The organism is Candidatus Enterovibrio escicola (assembly GCF_002464935.1).
Lineage (GTDB): Bacteria > Pseudomonadota > Gammaproteobacteria > Enterobacterales > Vibrionaceae > Enterovibrio > Enterovibrio escicola.
Genome location: NZ_NBYY01000009.1, coordinates 1 through 20,435, shown reverse-complemented (window position 1 = coordinate 20,435; position 20,435 = coordinate 1). Strand labels below are relative to the sequence as shown.

Annotated in this window: 13 protein-coding genes and 5 pseudogenes; 15 read left to right on the top strand and 3 right to left on the bottom strand. The window is 40.2% G+C overall.

Features of this window, described 5'->3' with window-relative positions:
* Positions 1-439: 439 nt before the first annotated feature.
* The 9 genes and pseudogenes from BTN49_RS01695 to BTN49_RS01655 form a co-directional block, all read left to right on the top strand.
* Positions 440-724: a hypothetical protein gene (locus BTN49_RS01695; protein WP_097355762.1), complete on the top strand. Its 285-nt coding sequence runs from the start codon at positions 440-442 to the stop codon at positions 722-724.
* A gap of 271 nt (positions 725-995) precedes the next feature.
* Positions 996-2,144, top strand: a complete 1,149-nt coding sequence (locus BTN49_RS01690) for a dual-specificity RNA methyltransferase RlmN (RefSeq protein WP_097355761.1) — start codon at positions 996-998, stop codon at positions 2,142-2,144.
* 691 nt (positions 2,145-2,835) lie between these two features.
* Positions 2,836-3,804, top strand: coding sequence for a cytoskeleton protein RodZ (gene rodZ, locus BTN49_RS01685; protein ID WP_097355760.1), 969 nt, complete (start codon positions 2,836-2,838; stop codon positions 3,802-3,804).
* 15 nt (positions 3,805-3,819) lie between these two features.
* Positions 3,820-4,965, top strand: coding sequence for a flavodoxin-dependent (E)-4-hydroxy-3-methylbut-2-enyl-diphosphate synthase (ispG, locus tag BTN49_RS01680; RefSeq protein WP_097355759.1), 1,146 nt, complete (start codon positions 3,820-3,822; stop codon positions 4,963-4,965).
* 20 nt (positions 4,966-4,985) lie between these two features.
* Positions 4,986-6,254, top strand: a complete 1,269-nt coding sequence (gene hisS, locus BTN49_RS01675; protein ID WP_097355758.1) for a histidine--tRNA ligase — start codon at positions 4,986-4,988, stop codon at positions 6,252-6,254.
* 13 nt (positions 6,255-6,267) lie between these two features.
* A complete protein-coding gene (locus BTN49_RS01670) occupies positions 6,268-6,876 on the top strand; it encodes a YfgM family protein (protein WP_097355757.1) in 609 nt (202 codons plus the stop codon).
* A gap of 13 nt (positions 6,877-6,889) precedes the next feature.
* Positions 6,890-8,047: an outer membrane protein assembly factor BamB gene (bamB, locus tag BTN49_RS01665; RefSeq protein ID WP_190319180.1), complete on the top strand. Its 1,158-nt coding sequence runs from the start codon at positions 6,890-6,892 to the stop codon at positions 8,045-8,047.
* Positions 8,048-8,160: 113 nt separating this feature from the next.
* Entirely contained in the window at positions 8,161-9,660 is a 1,500-nt protein-coding gene (der, locus tag BTN49_RS01660; RefSeq protein ID WP_097355755.1) for a ribosome biogenesis GTPase Der, read from the top strand.
* 408 nt (positions 9,661-10,068) lie between these two features.
* Positions 10,069-10,347 (top strand): annotated as a pseudogene (locus tag BTN49_RS01655) (transposase zinc-binding domain-containing protein); the annotation flags it as partial.
* A gap of 1,018 nt (positions 10,348-11,365) precedes the next feature.
* Here the strand turns inward: BTN49_RS01655 and BTN49_RS17040 are convergent.
* Positions 11,366-12,031, bottom strand: a pseudogene (locus tag BTN49_RS17040) (IS5 family transposase); the annotation flags it as partial.
* A gap of 250 nt (positions 12,032-12,281) precedes the next feature.
* Positions 12,282-12,631 (bottom strand): annotated as a pseudogene (locus BTN49_RS21655) (transposase); the annotation flags it as partial.
* 55 nt (positions 12,632-12,686) lie between these two features.
* On the opposite strand from BTN49_RS21655, the gene BTN49_RS01635 reads away from it, so the two are divergent.
* Entirely contained in the window at positions 12,687-12,851 is a 165-nt protein-coding gene (locus tag BTN49_RS01635; RefSeq protein WP_158523563.1) for a transposase, read from the top strand.
* A 693-nt stretch (positions 12,852-13,544) separates the two neighbouring features.
* Positions 13,545-14,111, top strand: a pseudogene (locus BTN49_RS21650) (transposase).
* A 266-nt stretch (positions 14,112-14,377) separates the two neighbouring features.
* Here BTN49_RS21650 and xseA read toward each other — a convergent pair.
* On the bottom strand, positions 14,378-15,724 hold the full coding sequence (gene xseA / locus BTN49_RS01620; protein ID WP_097355748.1) for an exodeoxyribonuclease VII large subunit: 1,347 nt from the start codon (positions 15,722-15,724) through the stop codon (positions 14,378-14,380).
* Between the two features lie 163 nt (positions 15,725-15,887).
* On the opposite strand from xseA, the gene guaB reads away from it, so the two are divergent.
* From guaB to BTN49_RS19945, 4 genes and pseudogenes are all read left to right on the top strand, one after another.
* Positions 15,888-17,354 (top strand): IMP dehydrogenase, encoded by a 1,467-nt coding sequence (guaB, locus tag BTN49_RS01615; RefSeq protein ID WP_097355747.1) that lies wholly within the window; start codon positions 15,888-15,890, stop codon positions 17,352-17,354.
* Between the two features lie 68 nt (positions 17,355-17,422).
* Positions 17,423-19,000 carry a glutamine-hydrolyzing GMP synthase gene (gene guaA / locus BTN49_RS01610; RefSeq protein ID WP_097355746.1) on the top strand — a complete coding sequence of 526 codons (1,578 nt, stop codon included), beginning with the start codon at positions 17,423-17,425 and terminating at the stop codon, positions 18,998-19,000.
* A gap of 555 nt (positions 19,001-19,555) precedes the next feature.
* Positions 19,556-19,922, top strand: a pseudogene (locus BTN49_RS19950) (transposase).
* A gap of 443 nt (positions 19,923-20,365) precedes the next feature.
* A partial coding sequence (locus BTN49_RS19945) for a helix-turn-helix domain-containing protein (RefSeq protein WP_146679147.1) occupies positions 20,366-20,435 on the top strand: 70 nt, incomplete at its 3' end.

Below are 20,435 nucleotides of genomic sequence, written 5' to 3'. Positions count from 1 at the left end.
TGTCATGTTCATAAGAGGGGTAACGCGGAAATAATTGATTGAGCAAGCAATTTTCCAGTCACGGATGTTGCTGGCATAAATGTCAGCATCCGAGGAATGGATACCTAGAATCTATAATAGATAGCGTATAATTATAAGATAAGCTGAGCTGAGTGAGGGTGTAGGCCATGACATCATCAACGACCGAAAAGAGAGAGTTATAGGACAATAACCGACGATGACAGTGTCAAGATTGCTATAAACAACATTCAAATTCCTTACCGTCAAGGTCAGTTCCCTTGGATAAAAATTGCCTTATCAGACCATTGGTATGTTCATTTAGCCACCGATCACTTAACTTATAAGGTCTGTCAAAATAGAAATCTGCTTATATAGTTTCAGTAACCTCTTCATGATCGGAGACCTTTGTACCGTTATCTGACGTGAAAGTTTTTAAGTCATGGAAGGTGGAATCTACAATATCAATAAACCTCTCCACCATTGTATCCACCTACTTATTTGGCATCTTTCTGATACGGCAGAGTTTATTGGTTTTATCCACCACGGTAAGAAGAAAAGATTAGTTCTAAATCCTGACGAAAATATTAATTTAAAATTGACCAAACTCAGTCTTTTTGTTTGCAATATCAGGCTATTTCTCAATGCCAACACGATTCTTTATCTTTACCTCATCGTCGATGATCATCTTCATTTTGAAGATTTTCCCATGATGATCTGCTCTTAGAAATTGGGATCAGTGCGTTATAGGCATGATTTAATCAACAACGCCCATCAATACTATAAAATAGAAAGGGAATACATGTTCCATTTTCCTTTAGTTCTTAGGATTAAATCCGGTTTATAAGTAACCAGTAGAATTTTAGTCATAAAGGCTATAAAATAACCCACCTAGTGTTAGGACTTACTATATTAACTTCAATGTCTAAACTAATTTGCCTTAAAAAATCTGAAACCAAGTGATTTCTATATTCCATTACGTTCCAGAAGGAAATTTGATGACGATAGAAAAAATTAATCTGCTGGATCTTGATCGGCAAGCGATGAACGATTTTTTTATTGGAAAATTAGGTGAAAAATCGTTTCGTGTAGAACAGATCATGAAGTGGATTTATCACTCTGGCTGTGATGATTTTTATCAGATGACTAACATCAATAAAAAGCTTCGTGATAAACTTCATGCTGTGGCAGAAATACGTGCCCCTGTGGTTAATGTTGTACAATATTCCAGAGATGGTACCATTAAGTGGGCGATGCGTGTTGGTAATCAAAATGTTGAGACTGTCTATATTCCTGATGAAAAACGTGCCACTTTGTGTGTTTCATCTCAGATCGGTTGTGCTCTCGCTTGTACCTTCTGCTCAACGGCGCAGCAAGGATTTAACCGAAATTTGAAAGTGTCTGAAATCATTGGTCAGGTTTGGCGTGCAACCAAAGAGATCGGAATTCAGAAGGACACTGGCCGTCATCCCATTACTAACGTGGTCATGATGGGTATGGGCGAACCCTTGCTTAATATGAGGAACCTGCTGCCATCGCTAAACCTAATGCTTGATGATCTAGGTTTTGGCCTATCAAAACGACACGTTACCGTGTCTACATCTGGTGTGGTGTCTGGTCTTGATCAAATGACGGGGAAAATTGATGTGAGATTGGCCATTTCCTTACATGCCCCTAATGACGAGCTTCGCAGCCAGATTATGCCAATCAATGATCGATTTAACATCGAAACCTTATTGTCTTCTGTACGTCGTTATATCGCGTTGTCAAATGCAAATCGTGGTCGTGTGACAGTAGAGTATGTTCTCTTAGATCACGTCAACGATGATGTTGGTCATGCTCGCCAACTCGCAAAGCTTTTAAAAAATACACCAGCTAAGATAAACCTCATCTTTTTTAATCCTTATCCTGAATCACTGTATAGGAAGCCGAGTAATCTGCGTATCGATAGGTTTATGAAAACCCTAACGCAATACCATTATACCGTCACAGTACGCAAAACTCGTGGTGATGATATTGATGCTGCTTGTGGTCAACTCGTCGGTGATGTAATCGACCGTACGAAACGTATTAAAAATAGACTCAATGTCGAGGAGAAAATTTCCGTTAAACTAGTTTATAATCATGCTGAAGTAGGAAGGGAATGAGGAATAAGGGTGTTTTGTAGTTTGTCGATAGATAAGAGTATCAAGGATTGTTATGACAATAACATAAAGAGAAAAAGAATTTGTGGCTTGATAACACCTGAGTCTTGGATTGTACTTGGATTTGTCTGTTTGAGTGCAGATCCATGGGAGCATTCGAGATAGAATATCGAGAAAGTAATGGCGATACATTTTATAACAACTTATTACCGAGTAGTCATCATTTTTACTTCTTATCTGCACGAAATAGATGGATTAAAATATGTAGATCAGCAATTTTAGAAAGCACAATATAGCCTTTGCTAAGGTGCTAGTGAATCCGTATGATTATAAGTCATCTTGGAGTTTTAAAACGCTCTTTAACATGAATAAAATAGTCCATTGGCAACCCTGCAGCTGGCTCGTTTGGAAGTAACTAGTCATAAACTATGTTACAAGAAAATGTAGCAGGTTTTTATTAGGTGGATGAGACAAGAACATAATTATCTAAACAATTCCAAGTTATATATCCAATAAGTTGTAAGGCGCGTCAGTATGACTATCAACGTAGTTGTATAGGTGTCTATCATTACAGATATCATACTTTTTAACAGTGCTTAATCCCCATGAAAAACCAGGTATTGTATACAAAATTTACTTATTGAATATATGACCAAATTCCATGAATCTCTAGAATATAGACTGTACTGATCGAATGAATACTCAACAGAATGAAAAAAAGGTGTCAGACATTAAGCCTAAATATCTAGGTACTGTGCTGAAGCAAGCAAGAGAAGCGAAGGGACTGACTGAAAAGGATGTTGCGGATCGTTTAAGACTACGTGTTTCTGTTATTCGTGAACTAGAAGCTAATTGTTCCGGTGAGAAACAGATAGCGATTTTTACACGTGGCTATATTCGATCTTATGCAAAACTTATCGGACTGGATGCTAATACGCTGTTATCTGGCTATCAACCGATAAAAGATAATGATGATGTTACACATAAAATGCAGAGTTTTTCTCGAAAAATTCGATTAGAAAAACATGATAGTTGTGTGATGGGGCTGACATGGATCATCCTTGCTGTTGTGGTTGGATTAACGGCATTTTGGTGGTGGCAAAATCAGCAAGGTCAGACACTACTTTCTTTGCTAGGTAGATCGAGTCTTTTTACCTTACAAGAGACTGAGGCGAATCTTGTAATCGATGAAGCACTTTCCTCTTTAGATGGATATGAAGATGGATCTGAGAAGATACAGATATTGCTGGAGAACGATTCTAGTTCTCTTATTAAGTTGTCGGATAGCAATGAAAAATTGAGACAACCCGCTGCTGTGCCTATAAAGATGGCAACAGGACTATCACCTGTCACCGTTATACCTAAGCAAAAAACTGAACCTATTATTACCTTAACAACGCTTGATCGTGAACGGATGGTATCGGTTTCGTCACTGACTCTAAATTTTACTGCAGATTGTTGGGTTGATATACGTGATAGTAGTGGAAAACGTCTGGTTACAGGAATAAAGTCTGCGGGTGACACATTAGTATTATCGGGTAACGCACCCTTTAAAATGGTACTGGGAGCACCTGAGGCAGTTGACGTTTCTTATTTTGGCAAAACAATTGATCTGAGTGGTTATCCATCAGGTCGGGTAGCCAGATTGAGTCTTCCAAAGTAATTCAGAGAACACCTAATGTATAATGGAATTCCGATTAAACGTCGTTCATCAACACGTATCTATGTTGGTGATGTGCCAATTGGCGACGGCGCACCTATAGCAGTCCAGTCAATGACAAATACTCGTACAACTGACGTTGAAGCGACGGTTAGGCAGATCAAAACTCTAGAAAAAATTGGTGCAGACATTGTTCGTATTTCCGTGCCTACTATGGATGCTGCAGAGGCTTTTAGGCATATTCGTGAGCAGACAAGCATGCCTTTAGTCGCAGATATCCATTTTGATTATCGAATCGCGCTCCGAGTTGCTGAATATGGTGTCAACTGTTTACGTATTAATCCAGGTAATATTGGTAGTAAACAACGTATTCGTTCTGTGGTCGATGTAGCCCGTGATAAAAACATTTCTATTCGGATTGGTGTAAATGGTGGCTCCCTAGAGCGTGATTTGCAGGAAAAGTACGGTGAGATGACAGCAGAAGGTTTGGTTGAATCGGCTATGAGGCATGTTGATATCCTTGAACGCCTGAAATTTGATCAGTTTAAAGTCAGTGTGAAAGCCTCCGACGTCTTTGTAACTGTAGACTCTTACAATCAACTTGCCAGTCGTATTGATCAACCACTACATCTCGGTATCACCGAAGCAGGTGGTGCACGTTCGGGTGCAGTAAAATCAGCAGTGGGTCTTGGTTTACTGCTGAGTGAAGGGATTGGTGATACCCTTCGTATTTCTTTAGCCGCGGATCCGGTAGAAGAAATTAAAGTCGGCTTTGATATTCTTAAGTCGCTGCGTATTCGTTCACGAGGTGTTAATTTTATTGCGTGTCCGACATGTTCCCGTCAGGAGTTTGATGTGATAAACACCGTAAACACACTGGAACAACGGTTAGAAGACATCGTTGTTCCTATGGATGTTTCGATCATTGGTTGTGTGGTTAATGGTCCTGGAGAAGCCGAAGCATCACATATTGGTGTGGCGGGAAGCAATAGAGGAAGTGCGTATTACGACGAGGGAAAGCGACAAAAAGAACGTTTTGACAATGATAAGCTTATCGACCAGCTGGAAACGAAGATTCGAGCAAAAGCAGCAATGCTAGATAAAAAAAACCGTATTAATATTAAAGACGAAGTAAACATGAAAAAACTTCACACAAGAACATAATATCGGTGACGAGAACTAACGTGGCAAAAATAATTCAAGCAATTCGAGGTATGAATGACTGCCTACCTACAAAGTCTGCACTTTGGCAAAGAGTGGAAGGCACGATTAAAGAAATCTTACACACATACGGTTACAGTGAGATTCGGACGCCGATTGTTGAAATGACGAATCTTTTTTATCGCGCTATCGGTGAAGTGACCGATGTGGTAGAAAAAGAGCTGTATACTTTTCAAGATCGTAATGGCGATAGTCTGTCACTGAGACCTGAAGGAACCGCAAGCTGCGTCCGTGCTGGAATGGAAAATGGTCTATTTCATAACCAAGAACAGCGACTGTGGTATATGGGTTCAATGTTCCGTCATGAGCGTCCACAAAAAGGTCGTTATCGTCAGTTTCACCAGTTCGGTGTAGAAGTCTTCGGCTTGACCGGTCCTGACGTTGACGCTGAATTAATCATGATTACAGCATGCATTTGGCGAGCTTTAGGTATTATAGATGATGTTCACCTTGAGTTGAACTCTATCGGTTCATTTGAAACACGAGCGAACTATCGTGAAGCGTTGGTGGCTTTTCTTCAACAACATGAATCTGTGCTGGATGATGATTGTAAACGCCGTATGCACACTAATACACTGAGGGTTTTTGATACTAAAGTTCCTGAGATCCAAGATGTATTGACAGATGCACCTAAGCTCTATGAGTACTTAGATAATGAATCAAAACAACATTTACTAGGTCTATGTGAACTGTTGGATTCCGTGGGAATCCAATACTCGATCAACGAGAAATTGGTACGCGGTCTGGATTACTACAATCGCACTGTATTTGAGTGGATCACTGGAAAATTGGGTACGCAAGGCACAATTTGTGGTGGTGGCAGATATGATGGTCTGGTTGAAAAATTAGGCGGAGATACCACGGCTGCGGTTGGATTTGCCATAGGCATTGAGCGTTTAGTTCTACTCATCGAAACCTTGGGGTTAAATAAAACCCGTCCTATTGTAGATGTCTACATGGTCACTACGGGTGAAGGTACGTTGATCGCTGGTATGAAGCTAGCAGAAGTATTGCGTGAGAAAATAATAGGTCTTCGCGTGATGATGCATTTCGGTGGAGGCAACTTTAAAAAGCAATTCAAACGTGCGGACAAGGTAGGTGCTTCTGTTGCACTGGTGTTGGGTGAAAAGGAAGTATCACAGAATATGGTGACTTATAAAGATCTTAAAAGTGGCGAGCAGCTGATTATTTCTCAGGATGATGTAGCCGGTAAATTGGCTCAATTAGTTTAAGAGAGGATAAAAATTGGACGCTTATACCAAAGAAGAACAACAAATTGAAGTGATTAGGCAATGGTTTTTGAATATTGCTAAACCTGCTTGTATCAGTGTAATTATTGGAGTGAGTAGTTTTTATGGATGGTTCTATTTACAGGCGGAGCAAGAAGTAAGTCGTGAGCAGGCATCAGAAGTTTATACTCAAGTGGTTATTGCATTGGGAGCTGGCGATGCCAAGGCTGAACAAAAAGCCTCATCTTTTATTAGTGAACATGATGGTGAAATATATGCCTCTTTGGTTTCGCTGCACTTAGCTAAGTCGTTTATAAAAGAGAATAAGTTGGTTGAAGCCGGAAAGCAATTGCGTGCAGTTCAGTCGGAAAAAAATGAAATATTGACTCCTATTGCCACAATGCGTTTGGCTCGTGTAGAAATTGAATTAAACAATCTTGACATAGCATTGCAAGAGTTGGATAAAATCACGGTTGAGAGCTGGACTGCACAGGTTGAAGAACTTCGTGGTGACATTAAACGGCAGAAAGGCGATAATGCAACGGCTCGTTCAGCGTATCTGGCATCGATTGCAGCAGCTTCGAATCCTGTGGTTCAAATGAAACTTCACAACTTGTCCCAATAAGGTCCTCATACTGATGAATACGGGATGGAAACTTATTGGTACGCTACCCTTGCTAGCATCGTTGATCGTGGGTTGTGCAGGTGAAGAAGATTCTATCAAAATGGCCACCACACCTGTGGTGAAAAGCAAATTTATACCAGTACAGCTTTGGTCTTCAAAAGTGGGAGATGGCGTGGGTCGCTATTTTAGTAAACTCACGCCGGTGATTGCCTACGATAAAGTGTTTGCTGCTGATCGCAATGGCATAGTAAGTGCCATTGATTTGCAGAGTGGAAGAACACTTTGGTGTATCAACTTTAGTAATGAGATGCCTACTTTGTTCTCTGGTGGTATTACTGCATCATACAGGAAACTTTATCTGGGTACTGAAACTGGCGAATTGATTGTGCTGGATGAAAAAACGGGAGTGGTGGTTTGGCGTACTAAAACGAAGGGAGAGATTCTGTCGAGACCGTTGGTCGACGAAGGTATTGTTGTGGTGAATTCAAGTCTAGGGGTACTTTCTGCTTACGAAGCGGAAACAGGTGAACAGCTCTGGAGTTTCTCCAATAATATACCAAACTTGACCTTGCGTGGTGATAGTTCGCCAATATCGATTTCCGGTGGTATTTTTTGGGGCATGGCCAACGGACGAGTAGGTGCGGCGTACATTGATAACGGTAACATTATCTGGCAACAAACGATTTCTAACCCGAAAGGCGGGACTGAAATTGCTCGATTAGTTGATATTGATTCAACCCCAGTCGTTTCTGGTTCTATGCTTTACGCTGTTGGTTATAATGGAAAATTAGTTGCCATCGATCTTCATTCAGGCCGTACTGTTTGGAAACGTAGCTATAGCTCTTCAACAGATATTTTAGTTGTAGGAAGTTACCTGTTCCTGATCACGGATGAGGATCATGTAGTGGCGCTCGATGCACGTAGTGGTACGAGAATTTGGATAAACATAAACCTTGAACATCGCCAGCTTACCCCACCTGCATTAATATCAGGATATGTTGTGGTAGGTGACCGTAAAGGTTACTTACATTGGTTAAATCATGAGACTGGTGAGTTTGTGGCACAGCAAAGACTTGATGATAGTGGTATTTCTGTACCACCTATTCAAGTCGATGATGGTTATCTTGTTATCACGCGATCTGGAAGTTTGAGTAAAAGACGAATCCAATAGTTACAATATATTTAGATTTAGGCGTTTTTTATACAAGATAAAATTTCTGACTCCTAGTCTTACTAATTAAGGAGCTGATACTATACATAAAAACTAAATTTTAAGAGGTCAGTATGATTCCTGTAGTAGCTCTTGTTGGGCGTTCAAATGTTGGGAAGTCGACACTCTTTAATCGATTAACACGTACGCGTGACGCGCTTGTTGCTAGTTTTCCAGGATTGACTAGGGATCGTAAATACGGAAAAGCGATGTTGGGTCAGTATGAATTTATTGTTGTTGATACTGGCGGCATTGATGGCACCAAGGAAGGTATTGAAAGAAAAATGGCAGAACAATCATTAGTGGCCATTGAAGAAGCTGATATTGTGCTGTTCATGGTTGATGGACGCACTGGATTGACACTAGCTGATGAAACTCTTGCTCAGTATCTCCGTTCACGTGAAAAGACAACATTCTTGGTTGTGAATAAAGTTGATGGTATTGATCCTGATGTAGCGAGTGCCGAGTTTTGGCAGTTAGGGATGGAGTATACGTTCCAAATCGCTGCTGAACATGGTCGTGGTGTTTTGGCTTTGATAGATCACGCTTTGAAGCCATACGCAAAAGTATTGGCTACTGACCAAGCTAAAGCAGTTGTTCTTGACTTAAAGGGTGAAGAAAATATTCATGATGAAGATAAAAAGCTGACGGAAAAAGATGCAGAAACTTCCCTTGAATGTCTACGTGGTTTACCCATCAAATTCAGTATCATCGGTCGACCTAATGTTGGTAAATCAACTCTGACCAACTGTATTCTAGGTGAGGAACGTGTCGTTGTTTACAACATTCCAGGTACGACGCGCGATTCGATTTACATTCCAATGGAACGTGACGGTCGTGAATACGTTATCATTGATACTGCTGGTGTACGTCGTCGTAAACATGTGAGCGAGAAAGTAGAAAAATTCTCTATTATCCAGACCCTAAAGGCGATTGAAGACGCAAATGTCGTGTTGCTGCTTATTGATGCGTGTGAAAATATCTCAGATCAAGATTTGAGCCTGCTTGGTTTTGCCTTGAATGCTGGTCGCTCAATTGTGGTTGTAGTAAACAAATGGGATGGATTAGACAAGCCTATCAAAGATCGTGTGAGGTCTGAGCTTGATCGTCGTTTAGGCTTCATTGATTTTGCACGTATTCACTTTATATCAGCACTGTATGGCACAGGGGTTGATCACCTATTTCAATCCATTAAGGAAGCGTATGAATCTGCAACAAAGCGTATCAGTACTGCAGTATTAACACGTATTATGGGGATGGCACAAGATAATCATCAACCTCCGATGATTCGTGGGCGGCGTGTGAAGTTGAAATATGCGCATGCAGGGGGGTATAATCCACCTATCTTCGTTATTCACGGTAACCAAGTTAAAGATCTGCCTGATACGTATAAGCGTTATTTAATGAACTACTATCGTCACTCACTAAAAATAATGGGTACACCGATTCGCATACAATTCCAAAGTAGTGAAAATCCGTATGTAAGTAAAGTAGCTAAACTGACGATCTCCAAATCACATCATCGGAAGCATGTAAATAAGATGGTGAAAGATCGTAAAAAAAATAAGCGGTGATTTATGGGTCATGGCATCCGATATAATCTATACTAAAAAAACTTGAACTTGAAGATGAATCTTTCCGCGAGCTTTATTGATGGCAATACTCAAGGCATTGCTTTGTAGATGTGGTTAGCTCTATCAAAAATGGATGATACGATATAATACCGAGCCTTTCACCTAAGAATTTACTTCCAAAAACTATATGAGGAGGGGCTTAAGGCATGTCCCTATTTGTGATACATTTAGCACGATTGAACAGATAAAAGGCATGAATAAATTTCAAAGGTATCAAATCTAAACTGTTTCGCTTTAAACGTATTTTTACTATGAATTTGGCCATATTCGTATCCAGTAATCCCCGCTATGACACTGATTATTATCATTCAGAAATCGCTAAGATGCTGAAGCTTAGAAAACGGCTTTGCCGGTTACCAATGCTTGGGTTGCGGTCAAGGGCAACATAAAGTTAACTTTAGTTGTAAGGGGAAAGCTTGTCCGCAATGTGGAAGGCGTTATGCACGGGAGAGTATGCTTAAAATAGGCGTCCGCCTGTTTCCTAGAGTGAACTATCGGCAAGTTGTCTTAACTTTTCCCGAGCAACTTCGTATTCCTATCCATCATCACTCCAATCAGAAGCGTTTATATTCTGGGTTTGGTCTTGGCGGAAGCCTGTTTATCAGAGTTGATTCAGGCGCACTTTAAGACCGATGTGTGTGAAATCGCCATCATTGTTTTCATCCATACCCATAGTCATAATGGCAACTACAATCCACATTTACATGTGATACTGGCTGAAGGTGCATTCTTTCCTTCAAACTAGGATTGGAAAGTGTTTCAAAATTTATCGTTATTTCAGTTACGATTACTTTGGCAAAAACACTTACTGAAGTTAATGGAGATTGAGTTTCCGGCGCGTCAATATGTGATAATAACCTTATGGGCTAATTATCCTGATGGTTTCTATGCCAATCTTGGCAATGGTCGTAAAAATAGAGTCCTAAGCAAAAGCTACCGAGGGTTAATACCATACCTAACTAACTATTTATCATCCCCGCCGATAGGCTTATTTAGGATAGTTAGGTATTACTATCAATTACATAAAATGAAGTTAAAAACGGATGAGACATAGGATGCTCAGGTATTTGTTGTCAGGCTGGTTAAGCATATCTTTCATAAATAGTTTCAATGAGTTAGACGTTATTATCTTCAAGAGACAGCGCGCTTTAAGAAGTGGTATGAAGTGATATCGAGGGCATCAGGAGACTTGGTGGATGCAATGATGAGCTAGACCAAATGTATCAGCTATGCAGAGTTTTTCTAAGAGGTAGCAGGTCGTAATCCCTTAAAATGTGTGTTTTGTAGGAGAAGGATGGATTTGGTTTGTCTCTTCCACCCCAAGCATGGTTTATTCTTTGAATTATTTGCTTCTGATAGTGGTTAATTGATATGGTTTTTATTCTCGTTATCGCTCTGCCTTTTGCAGAATCTGACTGTTTCAGGATTCTAGAAAAACGCTATTAGCGAGGACTCAATTTTCAATATTAATTTGGTTAGATAGATGATATTTGCGTGTGATAGAATGTAACTCACATCCCATGGACACCACGGGTGTGGGTTTAGGAGTTTGGTATAAGCGAATCACCTGCGTAAAGCCGTCGCAATTCACTATAGCAAAAAAACGAAGGAACTACTTGTATTAAAATGCTTGACGTGATAGACGCCAATTGGCTGCATTTCGAGGTGGAATACTGGGCGTTATTTCTTTGTTCTTCAGTACGTGGTGACATGTTTTGTGTCATAGGCTCCATCAGCACTGACTTGCTATATCTTTCGCTGTAATGGGTTAATCCATATAAGTAAAACTTCATTATCACCCACAAAAACTAGACTAACTTCTGCAAGAATAACCTCATGAGTATACACATCAACGGCAAGATGAAGTTTGAGCCAGATACACCGATTTTCCTTAATCGTGTTTACGTGTTTTCCATTCACCTTCGTAGTATACTTTTAGGTTTGTGGTATCAATAACGACGTGGTAGACAGCTCCTCGACTCAGCAAATGGTACTTAACTTTTAGTGTCTTCGAACGCTTACTAATACAGATGTATGTAGGGGATTTCAGCGGGATCTTTCTCAATGTAAGAACCGAATTAAGAAAGTTTTCTAATTTATGAAGTGGGAGTTTAAAAATACCTTTCACCATCAGTGCCGTTTCAACCTCGGTATCTGAAAATATAAACCCCTAGCCACGAGGAGCGTGATGCTTTAGACAATGGTATGCCTTAATAGCAGCGACGTTTATCCAAAAAGTCACTGAGCTACGGTTGACTAATGCTTGATTATATTGTTTCCAGATTGCTAATCTCGTGTTAGACCTTTTTATTATCCATGATAACCTCCCGCTTAACTCCATGATAATCTGATCGGAGGAATTGCTATTAGTTCATATAGTTGGGGGAAACAACGCCACCGCCAATGTAAAATTTATCCACCTGCGCCGATTAAAAATCGATCCACCTGAGGTAAAATATTCGTTCATTTAACAGATAATCGGTGAACTCTGATTAATCAGCCTGGGATCTGTATAAGCGTGGTTTTTCCCTACCGAGTGATTTTAAGGCTAGGTTATTTTGTTAGAACGTATAAGCAAGAAGTCCAGCAATCAGATTGACCATAAAGCGTATCCCACATCGGTGCCGAGAATGCTCGATTTAGGATATGTTTTTAGTCGGATAAAGACTGTCTCGATGATAAATCATTTTCTTAACATAAGACGATCCCAAAGCTTCATCACTTTGGATTTCATGTTTTTTATACCTGTTATTAGTGTCACTCCCTTATTTGCAAGTTCCCGCTCCGGTGGACCAGAGATATAACCTTTATCTCCGTATAAAACCCCTCAAATTTTGTCAACCATTTCTGATACAGAGTTTCTATCATCCACGTTAGCCGTCGTCACTTTGACTGAGATAATGCCACCTTAATTATCAACAACTAAGGGGGTCTCATTTCTGTAAAGGTAACAACAACTAATGTTTATGACAAAAAGTCCGTGCCTGATAATCTCTGGAGATAAGGAGTATATATCTAGCTTCCTTGAAAAAACTCGCGTCGAGAGAGGAGTTAATCTCATCATGAATAAACTAAAGAACATGGAACCAAAAGTGATGAAGCTTTGGGATCGTCTTATGTTAAGAAAATGATTTATCATCGAGACAGTCTTTATCCGACTAAAAACATATCCTAAATCGAGCACTCTCGGCACTGAACTTGGGTGAGCTTTATGGTCACCCTTATTACTGGACTCATTTTGTATATGTTTCCCACCAAAAAAGACTAACCTCAAAACTACTCGGCTTGAAAAAGCAGCGCTTATACAGAGCTGAGGTTAGATTACGGCCTGTATTTATATTATGCTTATATCTCTGTTTTATATTACAAATATAGTTATGTGTGCTGTAAAAAATCCATATACAGAGTATGTAACTTATGCTTTCGGGAGTTGTATTGATAAATACTCTTTTTATGCTTATGTATCCAATAACTTTGGAAGTTCGTCTGTCTGGCGGGTAATATGGAATCGTTGGTGTTCACTGTTACGGATACCATGCTTTTAAATCGTCTTTGTTTGCTAGCAAAAACGACATTTAACGTCAACAGTAGCTATAATTATCACCATGAAAATAAATATTTCACAAGAAGAACAACCTATTGAACGTATGATCAATAATCAGTCTATTTCACGGAGTTTTAGCAACGAAATGGCGTTGTTGATTAAATCAACCTGAGCTGCGCATAAGAAATGAACTAAATGCCAAAGTCGAGATCTGACTGTTTGAAAAAACTATTGATTGCATAAGGACTTGGTATGAATAACTGAGATATTGTTTTCGTCGATGACGATAGTGATAGCTTTTCATCAATCAGGGTATCGAGACTTAAAAACCTATTACATCCACTTTGTTTGCCGCTATCTCACCACCAAATTTCCTGAATTAATCAACTACCCGCGAATACTCAAGCTTATGCAAGGTGCTCTAGTTTTGCTTTGTTTTTACATCACTCACTGTCAGGTAAGGTCGACAGGGATTGCCTTCGTTTATTCGTTCAAGCTACAGGTTTATCACAACCTACGCATTCTCAGACATCAGATTTCAAAGGTACGGCGAAGCGAGGAAAAGGAACGATGTGGTGGTTCTACGGTTTCAAATTATACCTTCATTATCAATGATCAAGGTGGTATTATCTCAGTCAAAGTGACGACGACTAACGTGGATGATAGAAACCATGTATCGGAAATGGTTGACGAACTCTGAGGGGTTTTATACGGAGATAAATATTATATCAATGGTCCATTGGAGCGGGAATTTGCAGACAAGGGAGTGATACTTATAACGGGTGTAAAAAAGAATATAAAACCAAAACTGATGAAACTTTGGAACTACCTGATGCTCCGGAAATAATTTATTATTGAAACCGTTTTTGACCAACTAAAAAAACATCTCTTAAATCGAGCATTTTCGGCACTTTGGTTGCGTTAGTTTTATGGGCAACTTGCTGGCGGGGTTTATCGCGTATTCATTTCAACCAAATAAGCCGAGCATCCAGATGATTCAGTTTGATAAGCGAGCGCTTATGCATCTTTGAGGTTAAATCAGGAGTTAACGGTCAAATCGTGTTTGAACCAAAAATATATACCATAATGGCATAATTTCAAACTTAGATCATGTTATCTACTAGGATTCTCCCATAGGATCTCGGATTGAATTTCACCATCCGAAAGGGAAGTGGTAATCACCTCTCCAACAGAGACATCTTTGCATGATTTCAAGATCCGCCCATTTTGGTTGCAGGTAATCGAATAGCCCCGCACCAGTGTCGTAAGGGGACTTATCGCGTTTAGTGTTTTTACTTGTAGTGCTAGAGCATGTTGTTGTTGCCGTAGTTGGTTGGGTATAGCATCAATAAGACGTCGTTCTGAATATCCTAGTTGAGTCTTTAGTTGAGGAATTTGATTGGAAGATGAGTAGCGTTTTATGCGTTGAATTGAATGGTTTAAATGTTCTCTGTTACTTTGCAGTTTCTGGGAGATTGATTTGCAGATCCGGCGTTCTAATTCGTCAAACTGCTGTGTTTGTTGTCGTAGCTGTACCCGTGGGTTGCGCATCGCGAGTCTGTGTACTAGGTGGGTGAGTTTTATAATGTAGTGAGAAATATGTGTTGTAAATGTGTGTGCCAATCGATCAGTTCGTTGGGATAGCTGTTGAATGCGTAGGGAGATATCATGGCTGACTAATTCAGCGGCGGCTGATGGGGTTGGAGCGCGAACGTCTGCAACAAAATCAGATATGGTGAAATCCACTTCATGACCGACGGCACTGACAACTGGAATAATACTGGCTGCAATAGTTCTTGCCACTATTTCTTCGTTAAAAGCCCACAGATCTTCTAGAGAACCACCGCCACGGCCTACGATTAAAACATCACATTCATTACGACTATTTGCGTGTCTAATGGCTTGAGCAATTTGAATTGCCGCATCTTTACCTTGCACTTTGGTAGGGTATATAATCACTGAGAGGGTTGGATCTCGGCGTTTTAATACGTTAAGAATATCGGGCAAAGCCGCGCCTGTTTTTGACGTCACAATTCCGATTTTACGAGGTTGCCTTGGCAACGATCGTTTTATTTCTTTGGTAAGTAACCCCTCTGAGGTAAGCTGAGACTTGAGTTTTTTAAATTGTTGTTGGAGCAGACCATCTCCTTCCTGCTGCATGCTTTCGGCTATTATCTGAAAATTACCTCTTGGCTCGTAGAGAGAGATACGAGCCCGAACGAGAACTTGGTTTCCGTTAGTGGGTGTAAACATTACACGGTTATTATTGCCACGAAACATGACGCATTTGATCTGAGCATCACAGTCTTTTAAGGTGAAGTACCAGTGTCCGGAAATAGGCATTGAAAAATTCGACATCTCCCCAATCAACCAGACAATCCCCATACCGTTCTCGAGTAAAAGCCGAACATCTGAATTGAGTTGTGAAACGTTATAGATATTATCGTTAGTAGGATACATCGACATGTAAGTCTTGATTATCTGGGAGGTATGCTATGGTACTTAGGGTAGAAATGGAAGCCAAATGTTTTCGAGGAAATTTGTAGCCAAAGGTTGATACTGTCAGTATAATACGTCGGCAATATTTGAATTCTCGGATATTAATTTGGTGTGAGATATTGCAATGCTAAGAATAGTGAAAGAGGCTCTAACTTTTGATGATGTTTTGCTGGTTCCAGCACATTCTATGGTTCTACCAAACATGGCAGATTTACATACCCGTTTAACGAAAAATATTTCCTTGAATGTCCCTCTGATTTCTGCAGCGATGGATACTGTTACTGAAGCCCGTTTAGCCATTGCGCTTGCGCAAGAAGGCGGTATCGGGTTTATCCACAAAAATATGTCCATTGAACAGCAGGCTGAACAGGTTAGACTAGTTAAAATTTTCGAAGCGGGGGTAGTTTCTAATCCAGTAACTGTTACCCCCGAACAAACTATCCACGATGTAAAAGTGTTAACAGAGCGTAATGGCTTTGCAGGTTATCCAGTTGTCACTGAAAATAATGAACTGATGGGTATCATCACCGGTCGTGACGTACGCTTCGTGACAGATCTAGATAAAAAGATCTCGGAAGTCATGACACCAAAAGAGCGTCTCGCTATAGTGAAAGAAGGTGCAAGTCACGAAAAAGTTCAGAAGCTTATGCAACAACACCGTGTTGAAAAAGTATTGGTGGTTAATAATAATCACCACTTGTGCGGTATGATTACAGCAAAAGACTTCCAAAAAGCCGACAGTAAACCTAATGCATGTAAAGACGATAAAGGTCGTTTGCGTGTCGGAGCAGCTGTGGGGGTGGGCTTGGGTAACGAAGAACGTATCAACGCACTGGTTGAAGCTGGTGTAGATGTTCTGTTGTTTGACTCTTCACACGGACATTCTGAAGGTATACTACAGTGCATACGTGAGACCCGAGCAGCTCTCCCAGAATTACAAATTATCGCTGGTAATGTGGCGACTGCCGCTGGCACATTGGCATTGATTGATGCAGGTGTAGATGCAGTAAAAGTTGGTATTGGTCCAGGTTCAATCTGTACAACCCGTATAGTTACTGGTGTTGGTGTTCCTCAAATTACGGCAATTTCGGATGCTGCAGAAGTCGCTAATCAACATGATATTCCTGTCATTGCCGATGGAGGGATTCGTTTCTCTGGAGATCTGTGTAAAGCGATTGTAGCGGGTGCTTCCTGTGTGATGGTTGGATCAATGCTGGCGGGTACCGAAGAATCACCAGGTGGTGTCGAGTTGTATCAGGGTCGTTCATATAAATCTTACCGTGGAATGGGTTCACTAGGTGCGATGTCAAGAGGCTCGTCTGAGCGTTACTTCCAAAGGGATAGTGTTGCAGATAAACTGGTGCCAGAAGGTATTGAAGGTCGTGTTGCGTATAAAGGATTTTTGAAAGAGATAATTCACCAGCAAATGGGCGGATTACGCTCATGTATGGGTCTGACGGGTTATTCCACGATTGAAGACTTACGCACTAAGGCTGAATTCGTCCGTATCACGGGAGCAGGCATGACCGAATCACATACGCATGATGTAACTATTACCAAAGAAGCGCCTAACTATCGTACGGGTCAGTAATATGTAACAACGTATTTTAAAATGGTTTCTTTTCCCCTTGTGTTAATTATTTCTTGAGATAATCCGAAATGTTAAAAAACATTCACAAACAACGTATTTTGATCCTTGATTTTGGTTCACAGTACACTCAACTGATTGCTCGTCGTATCCGTGAAATTGGTGTTTATTGTGAAATTTTGGATTGGGATATTGAAGAACAAGATATCCGTTATTTTCACCCAAACGGCATAATCCTTTCTGGTGGCCCAGAAAGCGTGACTGAGGGGGGTTCACCGCGTGCACCTGAATACGTGTTTAATTCAGGCGTACCTGTTTTAGGGGTGTGCTACGGCATGCAAACCATGTCAGAACAGCTAGGTGGTAAAGTTACTGATTCAAATGAACGTGAGTTTGGCTATGCGAAAATGACTATCAATCAGCCTAGTAGCCTATTTGAAGGTATCGAGGATTCATTGAACGATGAAGGTTTTGTCGTGTTAGATGTATGGATGAGCCATCGTGATAAAGTGGTTGAAATCCCGTCTGATTTTGTGAAATCTGCATCAACTGATAATTGTCCATATGCGGCAATTACGAATGAAGAAAAGAATTTTTATGGTGTGCAGTTCCACCCTGAAGTGACACATACCCGTCAAGGTAACCGTATACTAGAGCGTTTTGTTATTGATATTTGTGGCTGTGAGAAGCTATGGAACTCTTCAGCAATCGTTGAGTATTTAATTGCGCGAGTCAAAGAACAAGTAGGTGACGACGAAGTGATCCTTGGCTTGTCTGGTGGTGTAGATTCCTCTGTTGTTGCAATGATTCTCCACCAAGCAATTGGTGATAAACTGACTTGTGTATTTGTCGATAACGGATTGCTTCGTCTCAATGAGGGATACGAAGTGATGGATGTGTTTGTCGGTCACTTTGGGTTGAATATCATTCACGTAAAAGCTGAAAAACGCTTCCTATCAGCGCTATCAGGTATTTCAGATCCAGAAGCCAAACGTAAAAAGATCGGGCACGTGTTTGTTGATATTTTTGATGAAGAATCGAGCAAATTAGAAAATGCAAAATGGCTTGCTCAAGGAACTATTTATCCAGATATCATCGAATCTGCCGCATCTAAGACTGGTAAAGCCCATGTAATCAAGTCTCACCATAATGTGGGTGGTCTACCTGATGATATGAAACTGGGTTTGATTGAACCATTGAAAGAACTGTTCAAAGATGAAGTGCGTAAAATTGGGCTTGAATTGGGTCTTCCATACAATATACTTCACCGTCATCCGTTCCCTGGTCCAGGTTTGGCCGTGCGTATCCTAGGTGAAGTTAAGAAAGAGTACTGTGATTTGTTGCGTTATGCTGATTCAATCTTTATTGAAGAACTGCAAAATGCGGATCTGTACAACAAAGTGTCTCAGGCATTTACAATATTCTTGCCCGTCTGTTCTGTTGGTGTAATGGGTGACGCCCGTAAATACGACTGGGTAGTGTGTCTGCGTGCCGTTGAAACAGTTGATTTCATGACTGCTCACTGGGTTCATTTGCCTTATGACTTCCTAGGTAAAGTATCTAACCGCATCATAAACGAAGTGAATGGCGTCAGCCGTGTAGTTTATGATATTTCGGGTAAACCTCCTGCAACCATCGAATGGGAATAATTGTTTACACTGAGATCTATATACAAACAATTTAAAGAGGTAGGTCTCAGTGAGCTTGACTGATGTTAGGATCAAGATATCCCTTTGTAGGTGTAGTTGTCTCTATTAAAAATGGATAACACCGAGCATGGCGTCAACAAACGCGTCCTACGGAATATAGTCCGTATCTGAACGAAACAAAGAAGATTGGAGGGTGATTAATTTAAGCTTCGCATAAAAAATGAACTAAATGTGCGAGTCAAAAGCTAATCATTTTGATTAAATCATTAGTAGCCAAGGGACTTAATCATGAATAAGTTAGACGCTTTTTTTACCGATATTGACGATTTCTGTCAGGTTTTCCTTTCTGCTTAGAAAAAATATTTGGTCTCAAATTTCAAAACAAGAAATAGATATTTTCGCCTTTCAATCAGTGAAGTAATAACGATCATTGTATCTTTTCATAAATCTGGATTTTGTAATTCTAAAACGTATTATATGCAATATATCTACCTTCACCTAACAGGTGAATTTCCTGATTTGGTCAGCTATACGCAAATGCGTAAATTGATATAAATTGCTCTGATTTCCCTTTGTTCTTATCTGTTTCACCGCCAAGTCCAACTTACTCGCACCGAGTTAGTTGGTTCAACCAAGCTACAGGTCTGTCATAACTTACGTATTCCACGGCATCGCTTATTTGAGAGGGTAGTTAAACAAGGTTTTGGGACGATAGGATGGTTATATGGCTTTAAACTTCACTTATGCTCAACTAGCAAGGGGTATCATTTCGGTAAAGGTAACAACAGCCAATGTTGATGATAAAAAACCCGTGCCTGCTATGACCGATAATCTCTTGGGATCACTCTATGGAGATAAAGGGTATATATCTAGTTCCTTTGAGAAAATGATTCATTATCGACGACAGTCTTTGATCAACTAAAAAATATATCCCGAATAGAACATTTCAGGTACTCGAGCTTTCCTTTTCAAGTTGATTGAATACGAAAGATGACAAACCTTGTCATAAAATATTCACATTAGCAATGTTATGATTAAGTTTTTATCAAAAATAAAAATGATAGTTGTGCTTGCTATTACGTTTATGTAGTAAATAAAGTGTTTGCACGGAAAGAAAAGATACAGGCTAATTTTAATCGTACCACTAATGCTAGGGATAATCGCCGTAAACGGATGCAGGTAAACAACATACGTAAATTATTGTGGCGGCAACGCGCCTTCTTAATTCGTAAGTTCTCATCGAAACTCCGCGTGAAACCCCTTCCTTTTAGGTAGGGGAGGTAAGCGGTCAAGGCAATGCCTTGAAAACTCACAATTTGTAAAATTAATATACAACTCACATGAATAAGCGTGTTATTGTGAGTTATGAATGAAAAAGCATATAAATACCGTATTTATCCAACACCTGAGCAAGTCACTTTACTTGAGCAGACGT